The organism is Amycolatopsis kentuckyensis (assembly GCF_041679295.1).
GTDB lineage: Bacteria > Actinomycetota > Actinomycetes > Mycobacteriales > Pseudonocardiaceae > Amycolatopsis > Amycolatopsis kentuckyensis_A.
Map to the genome: position 1 here is coordinate 658,601 of NZ_JBGDMD010000004.1, position 20,284 is coordinate 678,884.

The 20,284-nt window shown below is 71.4% G+C and carries 20 protein-coding genes; 17 read left to right on the top strand and 3 right to left on the bottom strand.

Annotated features, from left to right (window positions below; genetic code table 11):
* Positions 1 to 22 precede the first annotated feature (22 nt).
* Together ACERZO_RS19550 and ACERZO_RS19555 are read right to left on the bottom strand one after the other, a co-directional pair.
* Complete coding sequence (locus ACERZO_RS19550; RefSeq protein WP_372666122.1) at positions 23 to 652, bottom strand: 3-oxoacid CoA-transferase subunit B; 630 nt, start codon at positions 650 to 652, stop codon at positions 23 to 25.
* 1 nt (position 653) lies between these two features.
* The gene (locus ACERZO_RS19555; protein ID WP_372666123.1) at positions 654 to 1,424 is read right to left on the bottom strand and encodes a CoA transferase subunit A; all 771 of its coding nucleotides are present in this window, start codon (positions 1,422 to 1,424) and stop codon (positions 654 to 656) included.
* A gap of 105 nt (positions 1,425 to 1,529) precedes the next feature.
* On the opposite strand from ACERZO_RS19555, the gene ACERZO_RS19560 reads away from it, so the two are divergent.
* Positions 1,530 to 2,291 (top strand): IclR family transcriptional regulator, encoded by a 762-nt coding sequence (locus ACERZO_RS19560; protein WP_372666124.1) that lies wholly within the window; start codon positions 1,530 to 1,532, stop codon positions 2,289 to 2,291.
* Positions 2,292 to 2,600: 309 nt separating this feature from the next.
* Here the strand turns inward: ACERZO_RS19560 and ACERZO_RS19565 are convergent, their stop codons facing one another.
* Positions 2,601 to 3,290, bottom strand: a complete 690-nt coding sequence (locus ACERZO_RS19565; RefSeq protein ID WP_372666125.1) for an IclR family transcriptional regulator — start codon at positions 3,288 to 3,290, stop codon at positions 2,601 to 2,603.
* A 109-nt stretch (positions 3,291 to 3,399) separates the two neighbouring features.
* Here ACERZO_RS19565 and ACERZO_RS19570 point away from each other — a divergent pair, with 109 nt between their 5' ends.
* The 16 genes from ACERZO_RS19570 to ACERZO_RS19645 all read left to right on the top strand — a co-directional run bounded on the left by ACERZO_RS19570 (position 3,400) and on the right by ACERZO_RS19645 (position 19,885).
* Positions 3,400 to 3,786, top strand: a complete 387-nt coding sequence (locus tag ACERZO_RS19570) for a nuclear transport factor 2 family protein (protein ID WP_372666126.1) — start codon at positions 3,400 to 3,402, stop codon at positions 3,784 to 3,786.
* A gap of 27 nt (positions 3,787 to 3,813) precedes the next feature.
* Positions 3,814 to 4,638 (top strand): SDR family NAD(P)-dependent oxidoreductase, encoded by an 825-nt coding sequence (locus ACERZO_RS19575; protein WP_372666127.1) that lies wholly within the window; start codon positions 3,814 to 3,816, stop codon positions 4,636 to 4,638.
* On the top strand, positions 4,631 to 5,407 hold the full coding sequence (locus ACERZO_RS19580) for an SDR family NAD(P)-dependent oxidoreductase (protein WP_372666128.1): 777 nt from the start codon (positions 4,631 to 4,633) through the stop codon (positions 5,405 to 5,407). The genes ACERZO_RS19575 and ACERZO_RS19580 overlap by 8 nt, the downstream gene beginning before the upstream one ends.
* Positions 5,404 to 6,834, top strand: a complete 1,431-nt coding sequence (locus ACERZO_RS19585; RefSeq protein ID WP_372666129.1) for an FAD-dependent oxidoreductase — start codon at positions 5,404 to 5,406, stop codon at positions 6,832 to 6,834. The genes ACERZO_RS19580 and ACERZO_RS19585 overlap by 4 nt, the downstream gene beginning before the upstream one ends.
* Positions 6,831 to 8,132, top strand: a complete 1,302-nt coding sequence (locus tag ACERZO_RS19590) for an MFS transporter (RefSeq protein WP_372666130.1) — start codon at positions 6,831 to 6,833, stop codon at positions 8,130 to 8,132. Before ACERZO_RS19585 ends, ACERZO_RS19590 begins: the two co-directional genes overlap by 4 nt.
* Positions 8,133 to 8,164: 32 nt before the next feature.
* Positions 8,165 to 8,686, top strand: a complete 522-nt coding sequence (locus ACERZO_RS19595) for a MarR family winged helix-turn-helix transcriptional regulator (protein WP_372666131.1) — start codon at positions 8,165 to 8,167, stop codon at positions 8,684 to 8,686.
* 275 nt (positions 8,687 to 8,961) lie between these two features.
* Positions 8,962 to 10,161 carry a homogentisate 1,2-dioxygenase gene (locus ACERZO_RS19600; RefSeq protein ID WP_372666132.1) on the top strand — a complete coding sequence of 400 codons (1,200 nt, stop codon included), beginning with the start codon at positions 8,962 to 8,964 and terminating at the stop codon, positions 10,159 to 10,161.
* Positions 10,158 to 10,958, top strand: a complete 801-nt coding sequence (locus ACERZO_RS19605) for a hypothetical protein (protein ID WP_372666133.1) — start codon at positions 10,158 to 10,160, stop codon at positions 10,956 to 10,958. The genes ACERZO_RS19600 and ACERZO_RS19605 overlap by 4 nt, the downstream gene beginning before the upstream one ends.
* Positions 10,955 to 12,121, top strand: coding sequence for a fumarylacetoacetase (gene fahA, locus ACERZO_RS19610; protein ID WP_372666134.1), 1,167 nt, complete (start codon positions 10,955 to 10,957; stop codon positions 12,119 to 12,121). Before ACERZO_RS19605 ends, fahA begins: the two co-directional genes overlap by 4 nt.
* 145 nt (positions 12,122 to 12,266) lie before the next feature.
* On the top strand, positions 12,267 to 14,597 hold the full coding sequence (locus tag ACERZO_RS19615) for an ABC transporter permease subunit (protein ID WP_372666135.1): 2,331 nt from the start codon (positions 12,267 to 12,269) through the stop codon (positions 14,595 to 14,597).
* A gap of 19 nt (positions 14,598 to 14,616) precedes the next feature.
* Positions 14,617 to 15,576, top strand: a complete 960-nt coding sequence (locus ACERZO_RS19620) for a glycine betaine ABC transporter substrate-binding protein (RefSeq protein ID WP_372666136.1) — start codon at positions 14,617 to 14,619, stop codon at positions 15,574 to 15,576.
* A 463-nt stretch (positions 15,577 to 16,039) separates the two neighbouring features.
* Positions 16,040 to 16,513 carry a YbaB/EbfC family nucleoid-associated protein gene (locus tag ACERZO_RS19625; RefSeq protein ID WP_372666137.1) on the top strand — a complete coding sequence of 158 codons (474 nt, stop codon included), beginning with the start codon at positions 16,040 to 16,042 and terminating at the stop codon, positions 16,511 to 16,513.
* 23 nt (positions 16,514 to 16,536) lie between these two features.
* Entirely contained in the window at positions 16,537 to 16,875 is a 339-nt protein-coding gene (locus ACERZO_RS19630) for a hypothetical protein (protein ID WP_372666138.1), read from the top strand.
* A complete protein-coding gene (locus ACERZO_RS19635) occupies positions 16,872 to 18,011 on the top strand; it encodes a hypothetical protein (RefSeq protein ID WP_372666139.1) in 1,140 nt (379 codons plus the stop codon). Before ACERZO_RS19630 ends, ACERZO_RS19635 begins: the two co-directional genes overlap by 4 nt.
* Positions 18,012 to 18,064: 53 nt before the next feature.
* The gene (locus ACERZO_RS19640; protein WP_372666140.1) at positions 18,065 to 18,646 is read left to right on the top strand and encodes a hypothetical protein; all 582 of its coding nucleotides are present in this window, start codon (positions 18,065 to 18,067) and stop codon (positions 18,644 to 18,646) included.
* A gap of 66 nt (positions 18,647 to 18,712) precedes the next feature.
* Positions 18,713 to 19,885 (top strand): ROK family transcriptional regulator, encoded by a 1,173-nt coding sequence (locus ACERZO_RS19645; RefSeq protein ID WP_372666425.1) that lies wholly within the window; start codon positions 18,713 to 18,715, stop codon positions 19,883 to 19,885.
* The last annotated feature ends 399 nt before the right edge of the window (positions 19,886 to 20,284 follow it).

Below are 20,284 nucleotides of genomic sequence, written 5' to 3' on the forward strand. Positions count from 1 at the left end.
CGGCGTTCAAGCAATGATTCAATCAGTGATTGATGCCGGCCCCGGTCTTCGCCCGGACCTCGTCGAATTCGACGTCGGGAGCGAGTTCGACCAGCTCGAGCCCGGCCGGGGTGACGTCGAGGACGCACAGATCGGTGATGATCCGCTGGACGACGCGGCGGCCGGTGTAGGGCAGCGTGCACTCGTCGAGGATCTTGGGCGAGCCGTCGCGGGCGACGTGCTCCATCAGGACGATGACCTTCTTCGCGCCGTGGACCAGGTCCATCGCGCCGCCCATGCCCTTGACCATCTTGCCGGGGATCATCCAGTTCGCGAGGTCGCCCGCGGCGGAGACCTGCATGGCGCCGAGGACGGCGGCGTCGATCTTGCCGCCGCGGATCATCCCGAACGACGTCGCCGAGTCGAAGAACGACGCGCCCTTCCGGACGGTGACCGTCTCCTTGCCCGCGTTGATCAGGTCGGCGTCGACCTCGTCCTCGGCCGGGTAGGGGCCGACGCCGAGGATGCCGTTCTCCGACTGCAGGACGAGCTCGACGTCGTCGGGGACGTAGTTGGGCACCAGGGTCGGCAGGCCGATCCCGAGGTTGACGTAGTCGCCGTCGCGCAGTTCCGCGGCGGCGCGGGCGGCCATCCGGTTGCGGGTCCAGGCCATCTCAGGCGCCCTCCTCGGCGATGCGCACGGTGCGCTTTTCGATCGGCTTGTCCGCGGCCTGCTCGGGGGTCAGCGCGACGACGCGGTGGACGAACGCGCCGGGCAGGTGGACGTCGTTCGGGTTCAGCTCGCCGGGCTCGACCAGCTCCTCGACCTCGGCGACGGTGACCCGCCCGGCCATCGCGGCCAGGGGGTTGAAGTTGCGGGCCGCGTCCTTGAAGACGAGGTTGCCGTGCCGGTCGCCGCGCCAGGCGCGGACCAGCCCGAAGTCGGCGACGATCGCGCGTTCGAGGACGTACTCGTGGTCGTCGAAGGTCTGCTTCTGCTTCGCCGGGCTGGACTTGGCGACGGTGCCGTCGGCGGCATAGCGCCACGGCAGGCCGCCGTCGGCGACCTGGGTGCCGACGCCGGTGGCGGTGAAGAAGGCGGGGATGCCGGAGCCGCCGGCGCGCAGCCGTTCGGCGAGCGTGCCCTGCGGCGTCAGCTCGACCTCGAGCTCGCCGGCGAGGTACTGGCGCGCGAACTCCTTGTTTTCCCCGACGTAGGAGGCGACCACGCGGCGGAGGCGGCCCGCGCCCAGCAGGATGCCGAGGCCCCAGCCGTCGACGCCGGCGTTGTTCGACACGACTTCGAGGTCGGTGGTCCCGGCCTCGAAGAGGGCGCCGACGAGGACGGCGGGGACGCCGCACATCCCGAACCCGCCGACGGCGAGCGTGGCGCCGTCGGGGATGTCGGCGATGGCTTCCCCGGCGGTAGCGAACACTTTGTCCATGGCCGTCATCAGACGACGCTGGGTTGTTCGTGGTCAACCAGTGAACGCGATGTACCAGGGGATTGTTCGTCTCGTGGTCGGTTTCGGTGGGGTAGTGTCCGGTGAGTGGACGCTCCTGCTGACCTCGTCGGGCGGGCTCATCTGGCGCTGCGCGCGGTCGCGGCGCACGAGCCCGGTGGGGCGACGACGACCGCCGTCGCCCGGGACGCCGGGCTGCCGCGCCCGACCGTGCACCGGTTGCTGATGTCGCTGCAGGGCGTGGGGCTGGTGGAGCGCGACGCCGAACGGTGGGTTTTGGGGCCGGAGCTGTACTTCCTCGGGGTGGCTGCGGCTCGGCGGTACGACGTCACGGAGGCCGCGTTGCCGGTCGTGCGGCGGTTGGCGTTGGCCACGGGGGAGAGTGCGTTCTTTTCGGCTCGGCGTGGGGAAGAGACGATCTGCTTGATCCGGGAGGACGGCGCGTTTCCGATTCGGAGCCACGTTCTCTTCGAGGGGGCTCGGTTCCCGCTGGGGGTCGTGTCGGCGGGGATGGTCGTGCTGGCTCATCTGCCGGATCGGGAGATCGACGAGTACTTGGGCCGGGTGGATCTTGCTGTCAGTCATGGGCCGCAGCACGAGGTGGGTGAGATTCGCCGGCACATCGGTTTGACGCGTCGGCAGGGGTATTCGGTGAACCCGGGGCTCGTGGTCGAGGGGAGCTGGGGGATGGCTGCCGCGGTCTTTGACCAGGCCGGGTCGCCTCGGTGGGCGTTGACACTGACCGGGGTTGAGCATCGGTTCGGGCCTGATCGGATTCCGCAGCTGGGGGCGTTGTTGTTGCGGGAGGCTCATGCGCTGTCGGAAACGTTGGCCCGCGCCCGGTCGTGAGTGAGAAACAGGGTTAGAACACTGTTTCTCACTCACGACCGGGTCGAGCGGCGGTCTTGTGCGGTTCGCCGAGCACTTGCCGGTTTTGTTCTTCGCAACCCCGACGCCCGATTGTGACTACGGCCGGCGGCACCGCGTCAAGGCGGGAAAGATGCCTTGACCCGGCACCGCCGGCCGTGTTCTGGCTTCGGATCGGGGTTGCGGGGGGTCTGGGCTCCGGCCGGTGGGGTTTCGAGGCCGTCGTCCTCTGGCAGGGTCTTGCTCTTCTTGTGGGGCTCGGTTTTCCGGGGCGGTCGGCGGTTTCGTTTCTCAGCCGAGCTGGGCGCTTAGCCTCTGTGCGGCCGCCACTACCAGTCTTCCCAGCTCCTCTGGGTCTGGTGCCTCGAACAGCGATAGGCCGATGCTTGTCTCCGGCTGGTCTCGTCCTGTTCGGACCACCGCCGAAATGCCCGTGATGCCCGGTGCTATCTCGCCCTTCGACACCGCGTACCCCCGCTGCCGCGCCAACGTCACCTCTTCGCGCTCGCCCTCCACCGGTGGTCCCGCTGCCAGCAGGGCCAGGCCTGCCGAGCCTCGGCCTATCGGGTCCAGCTGGCCTGAGCGGAATGCCACGTGCATCGCCGCCCTTCTCGGCTCCACGATCATCAACATGCGGACCTGGTCCGCGTTCTCGCGTACCACCAGGTGCGCCGATGCCTGGGCCGAGTCCGTCAGCTCCTCCAGCACCGGGCGGGCCAGTGTTCGCAAGTCCTGCTCCACCGGCTCGGCCAGGCGGACCAAGCCCGTTCCCAGCGAGATGCGCTTGAACCGGTCGCGGCGGCACAGGTAGTGCGCCTCCAGCGTCTTCACCAGGCGGTGCGCGACCGTGCGGTGGACGCCGATCCCCTCCGCGATCTCGGTCAACGTCAGGCCCCCCGGGTGCTGGACCAGCAGCTCCAGCACCTGCAGCCCGTGGTGCAGCGTCTTCGATGTCCCGGACGCGGGCAGCGTCGATTCCACAGCGCAGCTCCCTTGACGACGCGAAAGTGGCGACCTACTGTCCTACACATATTCGCACACTGCGTGCGAATATAGCACGTTCAGACAGCAGGGACAACGGAGGTTCCGAATGGTGGCGACCGAGGACGTCGTGGCCGTGCACCAGCTCTACGGCCGCCAGAGCCACGCCATCGACTCCGGCCGCGCCGCCGACTGGGCCGCCACCTTCACCGCCGACGGCGAATTCCACTCGCCGACCTACCCCGAGCCCGCCGTCGGCGCCGGTGAGCTGACCGCGTTCGCCGAGCGCTTCCACGCTTCCGGGGAGACGCTCAGGCATGTGATCAGCACCGTTCACGTCCGCCCCGGCGACACCCCGGACACCCTGCGCGCCGACGCCTACCTGCAGATCGTCGCGTCCACGCACCTCGTGCGGCTGACCGTCCTCGAGGACGAGCTCGTCCGCGCCGGTGATGGGTGGCGCGTCCGGCGGCGCACCGTTCGCCGCGATTCCTGACCCAGCACGAAAGAGAGAAGAACACTGATGACGACCCACGAGCCCACCGGTCCCGGGCGGGTCCTGCACCAGCCGGTCACCACGCTCTACCCCGAGTTCCCCGGCAAGGTCGCCGTGGTCACCGGCGCCGCCCGGGGGATGGGTGCCCGATTCACCGCCGCGCTCGCCACTCGCGGCGTCGACGTCGTCGGGGGTGACATCGACGGTGCTGCCATGGCCGCCACCGCCGCCGAACTGAGCGGCGAGAAGTCCCTGGAAGCCAAGCCCGGCCGGATCGTGCCCGCGACCCTCGACGTCACCAAGGCCGGCGACCACCTCGCTCTCGCCCGGCGCGCGATCGACGAGTTCGGGCGGATCGACTTCTGGGTCAACAACGCCGGCATCTTCCCCTTCGCCGAGGTTCCCGAGATCACGCCGGAGCAGATCCGCGCGACGCTGTCGGTCAACGTCGAGGGCGTCCTCTTCGGGGCTCAGGCCGCCGCGAAGCACATGCGTCCGGGTGGCGCCATCGTCAACATGTCCTCGGTGTCGGCCGTGCGCGTGCGCAAGGGCCGCGGCGCCTACTGCAGCTCCAAGGCCGCCGTCGCGCACCTCACCGAGTCGCTCGCCGTCGAGCTCGGGGACCAGGGCATTCGCGTCAACTCGATCGCGCCCGGCTACATCGACACCGAGATGACCCGGTGGATCCAGGACGACGCCCCCGCCCTGGCCAAGGCCCTCGACGCCGTCCCGCTGCACCGGATCGGCTCGCCCGAGGAGGTCGCCGGCGTGCTGCTGTTCCTGCTCTCGGACAGCGCCCGGTACGTGACCGGGCACAGCATCGCCGTCGACGGCGGGTCGCGCCATGTCTGAGTACCCGGACGTCGTCCTGGTCACCGGCGCCGCCGGTGGCATGGGCGCTTCCCACGCCCGCGCGCTCGGTGCCCTGGGTGTCCACGTCTGCGTCGCCGATATCGCCGATCCGTCCGAGGTGGTCGGCAAGATCGTCGCCGGCGGTGGTTCGGCCTCGGCCCACCACCTCGACGTCACCGACGCCGCGCAGTGGGACGCCGTGATCGGGGAAATCAAGACGCGGCAAGGGAAACTCGGCGGACTCGTCAACAACGCCGGGATCTCGCGGCGGCTGGAGTTCATGGACACCACCGCCGAGGTGTGGGACCAGGTGCTCGCCGTCAACCTGACCGGGCCGTTCCACGGCATGCGCGCCGCCGCCCCGCTGATGCGCGACTCCGGGGGCGGGTCGATCGTCAACATCTCGTCGATCTCCGGGCAGATCGGGTACTTCTCGCCCGCCTACTCGGCCGGCAAGTGGGGACTCACCGGACTGTCCAAATCAGCCGCCGGGAACTTCGCGAAGTGGGGCATCCGGGTCAACTCCGTCCACCCGGGACTCGTCGGCACGGCGTTGCTGGCCGGTGCCGACAGCTTCGTCCGGTCCGCTGTGGACAGTGTCCCGGCCGGACGCGTGGGGCGTCCCGAGGAGATCACGGACGCCGTGCTCTTCCTGCTGTCCGGCCGGTCCACCTACATGACCGGCAGCGAGGTCACCGTCGACGGCGGCCTCGTCTCCAACGGGCTCTACCACCGCATCGTCGCGGAGTCGGGAGGTGACCTCGGATGAGCGCGGAAGAGTACGACGTCGTGGTCGTGGGCGGCGGGGGAGCGGGCCTCGCGGCCGCCGTGTCCGCCGCCGAGCGCGGCGCGTCGGTCCTGCTGTTCGAGGCCGAGAAGGAACTCGGCGGGTCGACGCAGCTGTCGGCGGGGATGTTCACCGCCGCCGGCACCAGTGTCCAAAAGGGACTGGGCATCGAGGACACGCCGGAGAAGTTCTTCCAGCACTACATGGACCTCAACCAGTGGCAGCTCAAGCCCGGCCTGGTCCGCGCGTTCTGCGAGGAAGCCGGCCCGGCGCTGGAGTGGCTGATCGGGCTGGGTGCCGAGATCCCGGCGAAGGTGTCGCACAACGCGCATTCGCCGGGCCTGACCCGGGCCGGTGTCGAGGACGTCTGGCGCGCGCACGTCCCGAAGGACCAGGGCTACGGCCTGGTCCAGGTCCTCGACCGGGCGAGACGCCAGGCCGGCGTCGAAGCCGTGCTGAACACGCGGGTCGAGCGGCTGCTCGTCGACGGCGGGCGCGTCACCGGCGTCGTCGCCGACGGGATCGAGGTGCCCGCGAAGGCCGTGATCGTCACGACCGGCGGGTTCGCCCAGGACCCGGCGCTGGTGACGCGGTACTACCCGGCGGCGGACGCGGCGGGTGCCGACCTGTTCGTCGTCGCGGCGCCAGGTTCGCGGGGTGACCACCTGGTGTTCGGCGAGCAGGTCGGCGCCGCCGTCGCCGGCGACGGCTGGGGCCTGCTGCTGCCCACCGCCTACTTCCAGCGGCTGCACCACTGGCAGTCCGGCTTCCCGCCGGTGTCGCGGATCATGGTCAACGCCCACGGCCGCCGGTTCATGGACGAAGACGCCTCCTACGCCGTGTCCGGTGGGATCATCGACGCCCAGGACGGTCCCGTGTGGACGGTCTTCGACGAGCGGGCCCGGCTCGGCCTGCCTGCCGGGTACGCGCACTGGGACGCCGGCCACGTCCTCGCCGAAGCCGAGGCCGGCCGGACCGTGCGCGCCGACAGCGTCGAGGAACTGGCCGGGAAGCTGGGCGTGCCCGCCGACGCGCTGCGGGCGACCGTCGACCGCTGGAACGCGCACCTGCCGACCGGCGAAGACCCGGACTTCCTGCGCCACGAAACGCTGAAAGCCAAGGGGCGAACCGAACCACCGGACCCGCTCGGGAAGCCGCCGTTCTACGCGGCGCGCACGTTGCCCGCCGAGCTCGTCTGCACCCACGCCGGACTCGAGATCGACGGCACCGCAGCCGTCCTCGACGCGCGCGGGGAGCGCGTGCCCGGCCTGTTCGCCGCGGGGGAGGCCGGAGCCGGTGTGCTCGGGCCGCGGTACGTCGGCGGCGGGAACGCCGTCGCCAACGCCATCACCATGGGCCGGGTCGCCGGCCGCACCGCCACTCACTCAACGCCGAGGAGCACCCCATGACCGTCCACACCGGACCCGCGAGCGTCGCGGTCGGGAGACGCACCGTCCGCAAGGTCGCCGTGCGGATCATGCCGATCGTCGGCCTGCTCTACATCTTCAACTACATGGACCGGGCCAACATCGGCTACGCCCAGTTGGGCATGGGCAAGGAACTCGCGATCAACGCGGCGACCTTCGGGGCCGCGTCGGCGATCTTCTTCCTCGCCTACGTCGTGTTCGAGGTCCCGAGCAACATGATCATGAAGCGGGTCGGCGCGCGGCTGTGGCTGAGCCGGATCGCGGTCAGCTGGGGCATCGTCACGGTGGTGACCGGGTTCGTCGCGAGCACGACGCACCTGTTCATCGCGCGGATCGTGCTCGGCATCGCCGAAGCGGGGCTGTTCCCGGGCCTGCTGCTGTACCTGACGCTGTGGTTCCGCGGGAAGGAACGCGGCCGCGCCATCGCCACGCTCGCGCTGGCCCAGCCGATCGCGCTGATCCTCGGCAGCCTCACCGGCGGCTGGATCCTCGACCACGCGCACTGGCTCGGGATGAGCAGCTGGCAGTGGGTCTTCGTGCTGCAAGGCGCGCCGGCCGTGCTGATCGGCGTCGTCACGTTCCTGTGGCTGCCGGACAAGCCGGCCGACGCGAAGTTCCTCACGAAGGAGGAGAGTGGCTGGCTGCAGGCCGAGATCGACAAGGAGTACGTGCCGGAGGAGAAGGAGACGTTCCTCGGCCAGCTGAAGGCGGTCCGCAACGGCAAGGTGCTGCACCTGGCGTTCTCGAACCTGTTCATCGCCTGCGGGCTGTACGGGCTGACGTTCTTCCTGCCGCTGATCGTCAAGCAGCTCGACCCGAAGTACTCCTCGACGAACATCGGCCTGCTCGGCGCGATCCCGTACGTCGTGGGCGCGGTCGGCATGCTGCTGCTGGCCCGCAACTCCGATCGGACCGGCGAGCGCAAGGGACACGTGGTCGCGCTGGTGCTCGTCGCGGCGCTGGGCTTCTTCGGCGCCATCCAGTTCAAGTCGGTGCCGGCGTTGTCGCTGATCAGCTTGTCGCTGGCCGCGATCGGCGTGCTCGGCTACCTGGCGCCGTACTGGGCGATGGCGTCGAAGGTGCTCTCGAAGGAGCACACTGCGGTCGGGCTGGCGGCGATCAACTCGATCGCGGCGCTGGGCGGATTCTTCGGCCCGTACGCGATCGGGCTCGCGGCGACCGACACCGACGTCACGGTCGGGCTGTACTTCCCGATCGGCTGCCTGGTGCTCTCGGCGATCATGCTCGCGTTCCTCAAGGTCCCGCGCGAGCGCAACTAGTTTCGAGTTTGACCAGTTGCTAGGCTGCCGACATGGAGGCGGAGCTGGACTTCTGGTCGTTCGTCGAGCTGGCCAACCGCCGGCTCGCAACGGAGTACGGCTTCCGCCACCAGCTGGCCACCGAGGTGCTGCTGACCCTGAACCGGGCTTCCGACCTGGTCACCTACGACCTGGAGGCCGCGGTGCACCGGCCGCGCGGCCGGTCGTGGTCGGGCTTCCGGCTGCTGTTCGTGGTCTGGCTGGCCGGGCCGATGGACCCCTCGGCCGCCGCCCGGCTCACCGGGATGAGCCGGGCGGCGGTGTCGAACCTGGTCAAGACGCTGGTCGCGGACGGCCTGCTCGACCGTGCCCCGGACGCGCGCGACGGCCGGTCGGTCCGGCTGTCGCTGACGGACGCGGGCCACGACGAGATGGTGTCGGTGTTCCGCGAGCACAACGAGCGCGAGTTCGGCTGGACGGACGCGTTGACCGAGGAGGAGCAGCGGATCCTGGTGCTGCTGCTGGGCAAGCTGATCACCAGCCGGGCGAGCGCCGACACCCGCCGCCGCCGCTGAAGCCGAGGTCGTGAGTGGGAAACAGGGTTGGAACCCGGTTTCCCACTCACGACCGGCCCGGCCCCGGGGAGGGCCGGCGACGGAATCGGGCGGGCCTGCGGTGTCTTGAATGACTCATTCAGGACCTCCGAAGACCTGAATGAGTCATTCAAGACCGGGCGGCAGCTGCGGCGAATGCGGCGGCGGGCCTCTTCCCGAGGGCTGGGTCGCGCGTTAGGCTGCCACGAAGATAGTAAAACCGTGAACTAAATCGGCCGATCGGTCAGGAGGCGACCATGGCGTACTACCGCCGAGCGGGAACCATCCCGCCGAAGCGGCACACCCAGCACCGCACGCCCGAGGGCGGGCTGTACTACGAAGAGCTGATGGGCGAGGAGGGCTTCTCCTCGGACTCCTCACTGCTCTACCACCGCGGCGTGCCGTCGGCGATCGTCGGCGCGACGCCGTGGGACCTGCCGGACCAGACGCTCACCGAGAACCGCCCGCTCGTGCCGCGCCACCTGAAGCTGCACGAACTGTTCCCGGGCCACGACCACAAGAGCGCCGACGTCGTCACCGGACGGCGGCTCGTCCTCGGCAACGGTGACGTCCGGATCTCCTACGTCGCGGCCGGGGAGGCGTCGCCGCTCTACCGCAACGCCGTCGGCGACGAGTGCGTGTACGTCGAGTCCGGCGAGGCCCGCGTCGAGACCGTATTCGGCCTGCTCGAAGCCCGGCAGGGCGACTACGTGATCCTGCCGCGCGCGACGACGCACCGGTGGGTGCCGACCGGCGACGAGCCGCTGCGCGCCTACGTCGTCGAGGCGAACTCGCACATCACGCCGCCGAAGCGGTACCTGTCCAAGTTCGGGCAGCTGCTGGAGCACGCGCCCTACTGCGAGCGCGACCTGCACGGCCCCGACGAGCCGCTGCTCGCCGAGGGCGAGGACGTCGAGGTGCTGGTCAAGCACCGCGGCTCGCGCGGCATCACCGGCACCCGGTACGTCTACCCGACCCACCCGTTCGACGTCGTCGGCTGGGACGGGTTCCTCTACCCCTACACCTTCAACATCGCCGACTTCGAGCCGATCACCGGCCGCGTGCACCAGCCGCCGCCCGTGCACCAGGTGTTCGAGGGCCACAACTTCGTCATCTGCAACTTCGTGCCGCGCAAGGTCGACTACCACCCCCTCGCCGTGCCGGTGCCGTACTACCACTCCAATGTGGACTCCGACGAGGTGATGTTCTACTGCGGCGGGAACTACGAGGCGCGCAAGGGATCCGGGATCGGCCAGGGCTCGATCAGCCTGCACCCGGGCGGCCACAGCCACGGCCCGCAGCCCGGCGCGGTCGAACGCTCGCTCGGCGCGGAGTTCTTCGACGAGCTGGCCGTCATGGTCGACACGTTCCGCCCGCTCGAACTCGGCGAAGGCGGTCTGGCGAGCGAAGACCCCGGCTACGCGTGGACCTGGTCCGGACGGGGGCCGGTGGCGTGATCCCTCCGCTCTTCGCCGGGCTGTGCGACGACGCCGCGGTGTTCCCGCCCGGCCTGGCGCCGCTGCCGGCCGCCGTCGCCGCGCACGACTCGTACGCGAAAGCCTGGTACGCCGACCTCGTCGGCCCGCTGGTGCTCGCCGCCCCGGCGCTCGACGCGCTCGGCGACCTGCTCCGGCCGCGCGAGACGCCGTTGCCGATCTCGGTGACGCTGCCCGGCGGTCCCGCGCAGCTGCCCGCCGTGCTCGCCGCCGTGCCGGCCCTGCCGGTGGACCTGCGGGCCCTGGAGATCGCCGTGCCGGACGGCATGGGACCGGACGAGGTCCTCGACGCCGTCGCGGCCGCGACCGCCCCCGTGTACGTCGAGATCCCGCGCGACGACCGGCGCGACCCGCTGCTGCGGGCGCTCGCCGGGACGGGTCACCGGGCGAAGTTCCGGACCGGGGGCGTGCGCGCCGACCTGTACCCGTCCGAGGCCGAACTGGCCGCCGCGATCTGCGCCGCCGTCGACGCCGACGTCCCGTTCAAGGCGACCGCGGGGCTGCACCACGCGCTGCGCAACACCGACCCGGAAACCGGGTTCGAGCAGCACGGGTTCCTCAACCTGCTGCTCGCGGCCGGCGACCCCGACCACGCCGAAGCGCACCTGGCCGAGCGGGACGGCGCGGTCGTCGCGGGACTGGTCCGGGACCTGGCCGACGGCGCCCGCACCCGGTTCACGTCGTTCGGCACCTGCAGCATCAGCGACCCCCTGACCGAGCTGGCCGGGCTCGGCCTGCTGCCCCGAGGAGACGCATGACCACGATCGACATCCCCGCCGGTTCCCCGTTCGGCACCGCGAACCTGCCCTACGGCGTGTTCTCGGTGGGCGGCGACGCCCCGCGCGTCGGCGTCCGCGTCGGGGACTCGGTGCTCGACCTGGCCCGCGCGCTCGGCGACGACGTCTTCGCCGCGCCGACGCTGAACCCGTTCATGGCGCAGGGGTACGACCGCTGGGTGGCCGTCCGGTCGCGGGTGACCGAGCTCGTCGCGGGGGAGGTCCCGGCCGGCGCCGTGCACGCGGTCGCCGACGTCACCCTGCACCTGCCGATCGAGGTCGCGGACTACGTCGACTTCTACGCGTCCGAGCACCACGCGTCCAACGTCGGGCGGCTGTTCCGGCCGGACGCGGAACCGTTGCTGCCCAACTGGAAGCACCTCCCGGTCGGCTACCACGGGCGGGCCGGGACGGTGCTGGTCTCGGGCACGGACATCGTCCGCCCGAGCGGCCAGCGCAAGGGCGACCCGGCGCCGGTGTTCGGCCCGAGCACCCGCCTGGACATCGAGGCGGAGCTGGGCTTCGTCGTCGGCACGGGCACGCCGTTGAACACCCCGATCGCCCCGGACGACTTCGCGCGGCACGTGTTCGGCGCGGTGCTGCTCAACGACTGGTCCGCGCGCGACATCCAGGCGTGGGAGTACGTGCCGCTGGGCCCGAACCTCGGCAAGAGCTTCGCGACGTCGATCTCGGCGTGGGTCGTGCCGATCCTGGCGCTGGAGGCCGCGCGGACCCCGTTGCCCGGCCAGGACCCGGAGCCGCTGCCGTACCTGCGGGAAAGCCGGTCGTGGGGGCTGGACGTCGAGCTGGTCGTGGAGTGGAACGGCCAGGAGGTCAGCCGCCCGCCGTACCGCGAGATGTACTGGTCGCCGGCGCAGATGCTGGCCCACCTGACGGTCAACGGCGCGTCGTCGCGCACCGGCGACCTCTACGGGTCGGGCACGATCTCGGGCCCGGAGAAGCACCAGCGCGGCGCGTTCCTGGAGCTGAGCTGGGGCGGCAAGGAACCGCTCACGGTCAAGGGCGAGCAGCGCAGCTTCCTGGAGGACGGCGACGAGGTGGTGATCACCGCGACGGCCCCGGGCGCGAACGGCGAGCGCATCGCGTTCGGCGAGGTCCGCGGCCGCGTCCTGCCCGCCGGCTGAGCACCCGGCGGTGGACAAGAGGCCGGTGGTCGTGTTGGGCTGACAGCCGGGCGGTTATTCACCGACGGCGAGGAGCGCGGCACTGAGCCTCTGGGAGTACCTCCGCGAAAACTGGATCGACGTCGTCAACGACGCGATCCTCCACGTGGACCTCACCCTCGCCGCCGTCGCGCTGGCCGTGCTCGTCGGCATGGCGCTCGGGCTGCTCACCTACCGGCGGCGGTGGCTCGGCGAGGTCGCGACCACGACCACCGCCGCCTTCCTGACCATCCCCTCCATCGCGCTGCTCGGCATCCTGATCGGCCCGTTCGGGCTCGGCCTCACCAACGTCCTGGTCGCGCTCGTGCTCTACGCGCTCCTGCCGATCACGCGCAACACGATCGTCGGGCTGCGGGGCGTCGACCCGGCCGTCGTGGACGCCGCGCGCGGCATGGGTCTCGGCCGCGCGCGGGTGCTGTGGCGGGTGCGGCTGCCGCTCGCCTGGCCGGTCGTCCTCTCCGGCATCCGCGTCTCGACGCAGATCACCATCGGGATCGCGGCGATCGGCGCCTACGTCAAGGGGCCCGGGCTCGGCAACGAGATCTTCGACGGCCTCGGCCGGTTCGGCTCGGTCAACTCCCTGAACCAGGTGCTGACCGGCACGCTCGGGATCATGCTGCTGGCCCTGCTGTTCGACCTCGCCTTCGTCGTGGTCGGCAAGCTCACGACCTGGCGGCGGCCGCGGCCTCTCGGCGAGGTCGAGCCGGAGCGGAGCACCGGCACCGCCGGCGAGACGATCGAACTGCGGAACCTGCGCAAGCACTACCCGGGACAGGCGGCGCCCGCCGTCGAAGACCTCACCATGCGGATCCCCGCCGGCGAGATCGTCGTGCTGACCGGTCCGTCGGGCTGTGGCAAGACGACGACCATGCGGATGATCAACCGGCTCGTCGAGCCCACGTCCGGGGTCGTCACGGTCGGCGGCACCGACGTCTCGGCCCTCGACCTCGACGAGCACCGGCGGCACACCGGGTACGTCATCCAGCAGGTCGGGCTCTTCCCGCACCTGCGGGTGGCCGCCAACATCGGCGTGGTCCCGCGGGTGCTCGGCTGGACGCGGCGGCGGATCGCCGGGCGCGTGCGCGAGCTGCTCGACGTCGTCGGCCTGACCCGCGACCACGGCGACCGCTACCCGCGCGAGCTTTCCGGCGGGCAGCAGCAGCGCGTCGGCGTCGCGCGGGCGATGGCCGCGGACCCGCCGGTCATGCTGATGGACGAACCGTTCGGCTCCACCGACCCGATCACGCGCGCCCGGCTGCAGGACGAGTTCCTGCGCCTGCAACGGGAAGTGCGCAAGACGATCGTGTTCGTCACGCACGACTTCGACGAGGCGCTCAAGCTCGGCGACCGGATCGCCGTGCTGCGCCCGCGTTCGGTCCTCGCGCAGTACGACACGCCCCAGGCGATCCTCGCCGCGCCGGCCGACGACTACGTCGCCTCCTTCGCCGGTTCGAAGCGGAACCTGAAGCGGCTGGCGCTGATCCCGGTGGCGGACCTCGACCTCGGGCCGGCGGCGGACGGGCTGCCGCCGATCCCGCGCGGGGCCACCCTGCGGGACGCGCTGGACACCATGGTGCGCACCGGAAGCACCGCGGTCGCGGTGGACGGGCGGACGCTCGACCTCCCGCGGCTGCTCGCGGCCCTCCAGCCCGCCGTCGAAACCCCGCCGGCGGCCGTCGCGGAAACGCCGCGGAAGACGATCCCGCAACGGCCGCGCCGCCGCCGGCTCGGCCTGCTGATCCGCCCGGTCCTGCTCACCCTCGCCCTGCTGACGCTGTTCCTCGTCGTGCGCTCGTACCCGCTCGACTCGATCGAACAGCGCTACCTCAATGCCGACGAGATCTTCGCCGAACTGGGCGCGCACCTGCGGCTGACGCTGATCTCGACGGCCTGCACCATCGCCATCGCCCTGCCCCTCGGCGTCCTGCTCACCCGCGCGGGCGCCCGGTGGGCCCGCCCGATCGGCCTCGGGCTGGGCAACCTCGGCCAGGCGATCCCGTCGATCGGCCTCGTCGTGCTGCTCGCGCTCTGGGTCGGCACGGGCACCGCGACGGCGGTCGCGGCGCTGGTCGTCTACGCGACGTTGCCGGTGCTGCGCAACACGATCGTCGGGCTCGACGGCGTCGACCCGACCCTCGTCGACGCCGCGCGCGGCATGGGCATGACGAAGACGGCGATCCTGTGGCGGATCGAGCTGCCCCTCGCGGTCCCGGTGATCCTCGCCGGCATCCGGACGGCGCTGGTGCTCACCGTCGCGAGCGCGACGCTGGCGACGTTCATCGACGGTGGCGGTCTCGGCGGCGGGCTCGTCGCCGGGATCGGGCTGTACCGCCCGATCCTGAGCCTGACGTTCGGCATCGTCGTCGCCGCGCTGGCGCTCTTCGCCGACTGGCTGGGCCTGGTGGCCGAGGAGGTCCTGCACCCGCGCGGAATGTGAAACCCAAGGAGGACAAGCCATGCGACGCACGACAGCCGTCGTTCTCGCCTTCGTCACGGCGCTCGCCGCCGGGTGCACGATCGGCAAGGACCAGCCCGGCACCGGAGTGGGCGAAGGGTCCATCAAGAAGATCGACGCGCTGAGCGGCGCGCAGATCCGCGTCAGCTCCAAGGAGTTCGACGAGCAGCTGCTGCTCGGCCAGATCGCGCTCGTCGCGTTGCAGGCGGCCGGGGCGAGCCCGCAGGACAAGACCAACATCACCGGGTCGAGCAACGTGCGGCAGGCCCTCACCAGCGGCGCGGTCGACCTCTACTGGGAGTACACCGGCACCGCGTGGGTCAGCTACCTCCACGAGACCGAGCCGATCGCGGACGCGCAGGCGCAGTACGACGCGGTCAAGAAGGCCGACGCGGCCAACGGCGTCACGTGGTGGGCCCGGTCGCCGGCCAACGACACCTACGCGATCGCCGGCAACCCGGACGTGGTGGCCAAGACCGGCGTGAAGACGATCTCGGACTACGCGGCGCTGGTGAAGCGCGATCCGGCGGCGGCGTCGACCTGCATGGGCTCCGAGTTCAAGAGCCGCGACGACGGGTTCCCCGGGCTGGCGAAGGCGTACGGGTTCGCGCTGCCCGAGCCGCAGGTCCACCTGCTCAACGACGCCGTCGTCTACCCGAGCGTCGGCAAGGGCGACACGTGCGGCTTCGGCTCGGTCGCGTCCACCGACGGGCGGGTGGCCGGCCAGAAGCTGACGGTGCTGGAGGACGACAAGCACTTCTTCCCGACGTACAACCCGGCGATTTCGATCGCGGCCGGGGTCGCGCAGAAGTACCCGCAGCTGGAGCAGGTCTTCACGCCGATCGCCGAGAAGCTCGACACCGCGACGCTCACGGATCTCAACAAGAAGGTGAGCGTGGACGGCCAGAAGCCGGCGACGGTGGCCCACGACTGGCTCAAGGCGGCGGGCTTCATCGGCTGAGCGGGTGGGGCTTCCGGCCGCCGCCGGGCGTACGGTCGGCCCAGCTCGGCGGCGCGGCCCTAGTCGCGCACCTTCCTCGGCTGATCTTCGTATTCCGGCCGGCTCGGCGGCGCCGAGCCGGCCCGCCACGGCCGGGCCCCCGCGCGAGGCATCCGACGGGCCGTCTTGGCTGCATCGGCGGCGTGGCCACCGCCTGCACCTCCGAGAGCGGCGACCTCGGTCCGCGGCCCGGCTCAAGGCGGCGGGCTTCATCGGCTGAGCGAGTGCGGCTTCCGGCCGCTCGCCGCGCTGAGCCGGTGGCCGAACCAGCGCACCGCCCTGCCGTGAGGTCGGGTCGGGCTCGGCGGCGCGGCCCCCGCTGCGCACCTTCCTCGGCTGATCTTCGCATTCCGGCGAAACGCCGCGGGGACGCGCCGGATCTGTCATGCTCCGGCCACGCCCCCGTACCGCGAAGGAAGTGACGATGTCGGCCGAGATGGACCAGCTGATCGCCCAGTTCGAGACCTTCCAGGCCAAGGTGCGCCAGGCCGAGGCCCGGTTCGCCGAGGTCGGCGACCTGCAGGAACGCGTCGCGCAGGTCTCGACGTCGGTGACTTCGCCGGACGGCACCGTGACCGTCGTCGCCGGGGCCGGCGGCACCGTCACCGACCTGCGGCTCACCGCCGGGGCGATGCACCTGGAAGCGGGCCAGCTCGCCCAGCGGATCATGGCCACCCTGCGCCAGGCCGTGGCGGGCGCCGCCCAGCAGCAGGCCGGGATCGTCGACGACGCCTTCGGCTCCGACGTCAGCGGGCAGGTCCGGCAAGCACAGGCCGAAGCGTTCGGAACCGTGGCGCCCGAGCCCGCGTCGGAGCCGCAGGCGCCGCGGCCGCGGCGCCGTCCCGATCCCGGGGACGACGACGACTTCGACCAAGGCCCGATCCTCCGCCGCTCCTGATCCGACCGAGGGAACTCTCCGCGATGCCAGACGGAATCCAGACGAACATCGACGCGATCTCCGGATACGCGCGCCAGCTGCCCTTCTACGAGCAGGAAGCGGACAAGTTCGGCGCCAAGATCGACGCCGCCGACGTGACCGACACCGCCTGGGGCGTCGTCGGGATCTGGGCGAAGCAGGGCTACACCGAGCGCCTCGGCGAGCTGCGGTCGCTGCTGGGCGAGCTGAAGGAGGGTGTCGACGGGCTCACCACGAAGATGACCAAGGCCGCCGAGATGTACCGCGGCACCGAGGAGGCCGGCGTGATCGCCTTCGGCCGGTACGAAGCGGAGATCGACGCGATCGGGGGGCAGGGCAAGTGACCGAGCCCAAGAAGAGCATCGCCGACGCCCTCGACGTCCAGCCGTACGACGAGAGCATGAGCGCGAACCTCGACCGCGCCGCGGAAGCCACGCCGATCGTCGGCACCCTCTACAAGTCCGGCAAGTCGATCTCGGAGCACGCCCAGCAGGCGGCCGAAGCGGACGGCGCGGGCGAGCTGGCCTCGGCGGGCAAGGCACTGGTCGCCGACGGCGCGGGGTTCGTCGCCGGCGCCGCGACCGACATGGTCACTTTCGCGATGGACCCGATCGGCTGGCTCGTCAGCCACGGGCTGAACATGCTGCTCGAGCTGGTCCAGCCGCTGCAGGACGCGCTGCACGCCGTCACCGGCGACGGGCCGGCCATCGGGCACGCGTCGGAGAACTTCGCCTCGATCGCGCACGGCTTCGTCGCGCTGGCCGAGGACTTCGAGAAGACCGGCGACACGGCGCTCGCCGAGTGGGTCGACGAAGCGGGCAAGGCGGCCAAGGAAGCGCTCGGCGACTTCTCCTCGGGCATCCGCGGCGTCGGCTCGGCGGCCGGGTCGGTCGCCGAGGTGCTGCAGATGTGGTCGATGGTCATGCAGGTCATCGAAGAGGTGATCAAGGCGATCATCACCGAGCTGGTGTCCTGGCTGATCACCATCTGGCTGCCCGCGCTGGCCGCGTCGGTGATCAGCTTCGGCAGCTCGGTCGCCGCGGCGATGACGGCGTCCATCGCGAAGGCCGCGAGCGTGCTGCAGAAGGTCACCCGCTACCTCGGCAAGTTCGGCAAGCTGCTCGACACGTTCATCGAGTTCCTCGCGAAGTACTCGACGAAGGTCGTGGAGATGACCCGGAAGTTCCGGCTCGGCCGGTACGCCGGGGAGTCGCGGTTCGGCCTCGACACGCTGGAGAACACCGCCGGCGTGGCGTTCACGCCCGGGAACCGGATGCTGTCCACGATGTTCGGCACGTCGGTCGGCGCGAGCCCGCTGGTCGCCGGCGCGAGCGTCAAGGCCGGGATCGCCGCGGGCAAGACGGCGTTCACCGAAGGCAAGGAAGCCGTTACTCCCGAGGAGGACGAGCCGTGGTTCGACAAGAGCCGGATCGGTGGCGACCGGACGCCGGACGAGACCCGGCGGAACTTGGACATCTAGCGCGGAAGGCCGTCGAGTTCGGCGACCGCATGGAGTCCGCGAAGGACGCCGCCTTGGTCCGTCCGGGATTCCGGGAACGCGTCGAAGCGCTGCTGCGCGACCACTGGGGGGAGCCGGTGATCGTGCTGCGCCTGGGTGACACGGACCTGCGGTTCGCCGTCCCCGGCCGCCGCCCGGACGGCACGGTCGAGGGCTCGCGGCCGGTGCTGCGGGCGTTCGGGAACGTCGCTCGCGGCATCGGTGCGGCGGTGGGGTTCGTCGCGTACCTGGCGAGCGCGGCGGGCAGCGGCGGCGGCAAGGGCGAGCCGGAGGTCCACGTGACCGGGCCGGCGGACGCCGAAGTCCTCGAACCGCTCGACGGGCTGCGGCGGGCGAAGGGCCCGTGGCTGGTGTGCTCGCCGACGTCGGTCGCGTTCGTGGACACCGGATCGACGTACCTGGACCCGGCCGACGCGCCCGAGCCGCGGATCGTCTGGGAGGCGCGGGGGAGCGCGGCCCCGGAGGTCAGCTTCCGCAAGCGCACGCTGACCTGGCCGGACGGTTCCCGCTTCAAGTTCCCGCTGCAGGGCCGCACCGAGGAGCGGCACCTGCGGCAGTTCCACGAGTACCCGGACGTGGTGCACTGGCCGAAGTGAGCCGGTCGCGGGCGCCGACGCACTACGCTGGGCCGAATGAGCGCGGTTTCCAGCCCGGAGCAGTCGATGGTCGAGACCCGGCACCAGACCCGGCTGCTCACCCTGCTGCGGGACGAGGGCCCGATGTCGCGGGTCGAGCTGGGCGAGCGGCTGGAGCTGCCGCGCGCCCGGGTCGGCGCGGAGGTGACCCGGCTGGGGGAGGTCGGGCTCATCGAGACGGCCGGGCCGTCGGCCAGCCGCGGCGGACGGCGGTCCACGCTGGTGCGGCTCGCCGGCGACCTGCGGGTGCTGGCGGTGGACGTCGGGGCGACGTCGGTCGGCCTGGCCGTCACCGACGCGTCGTGTGAGGTGCTCGCTCACACGATCGAGGACTGCGACGTCCGGCAGGGGCCGCACCCGGTGCTGCGGCGGGTCGCCGAGCTCGCGGCGAAGGTCCGCGACCAGGCGCCCGGCCGGCTGGTCGCGGCGGGGATCGGCCTGCCGGGGCCGGTCAGCTTCGCCGAGGGGATGGCGGTGGCGCCGCCGATCATGCCCGGCTGGGACCGGTTCAACGTGCGCGACCACCTCGGCGGCCTGTGGGGCTGCCCGGTGGCGGTGGACAACGACGTCAACGCGATGGCGCTCGGCGAGCGGCACGCGGGGGTCGCGCGCTCGACCGACGACTTGATGTTCGTGAAGATCGGCACGGGGATCGGCTGCGGGATCGTGCTGGGCGGCAAGGTGTACCGCGGGGTGGCGGGCACGGCGGGCGACATCGGGCACATCCGCTTGGACGACTACGGCCCGACGTGCGCGTGCGGCGAGGTCGGCTGCCTGGAGGCGTACTTCGGCGGCGCGGCGCTGGCCCGCGACGGGCTGGCGCTGGCCCGAAGCGGCCGCTCGGCGTACCTGGCGGAAGCGGCGGCGGAGGGCGGCGCGATCACCGCCCGCGACGTGGGCCTCGCGGCGGCAGCGGGCGACTTCGGCGCGGTGAACCTCATCCGCGACGGCGGCCGCCGGCTCGGCCAGGTGATCGCCTCGCTGGTGTGCTTCATCAACCCGGGAATGGTGGTGATCGGCGGCGGGGTGGCCCAGCTGGGACACCAGTTGCTGGCCGAGGTCCGGAGCGCGGTGTACCGGCGGTCGCTGCCGCTGGCGACGGGGAACCTGCCGATCGTGCTGTCGGAGCTGGGCGAGACGGCGGGGGTCATCGGGGCTGCTTGGTCGGCGACGGACCGGGCGTTCACGCTCAGCAGCTGAGTCCCCGCGCTCTCCAGCCCCGCCCGAACGACGTGAATGACTCATTCATGTCGCCTGACGCCAGGGCTCCGGCAAAGTCGGCCGGGGCGATGCTCCGCCCGGCACCACCGCACGCGGAACGCCGGGCCGAAGAGGCGCTTCGGCAGGATGCCGAGCTTCGATGGTCATCAACGACTCGTTCATCGCATCCGGTGAGGTGAACGACTCGTTCATGCCGACCGCCGCCTGAACGACTGCCCACCGCCTCGCCACAAAGGCCGACGCCAAAGGCGAGAGGCCCTCGAGAACAGGCACCGACGAGGACCCAGACTCCCCCGCACCCCGATCCGAAGCCAGAACACGGCCGGCAGCGCCGGGTCAAGGCATCTTTCCCGCCTTGACGCGGTGTTGCCGGCCGTA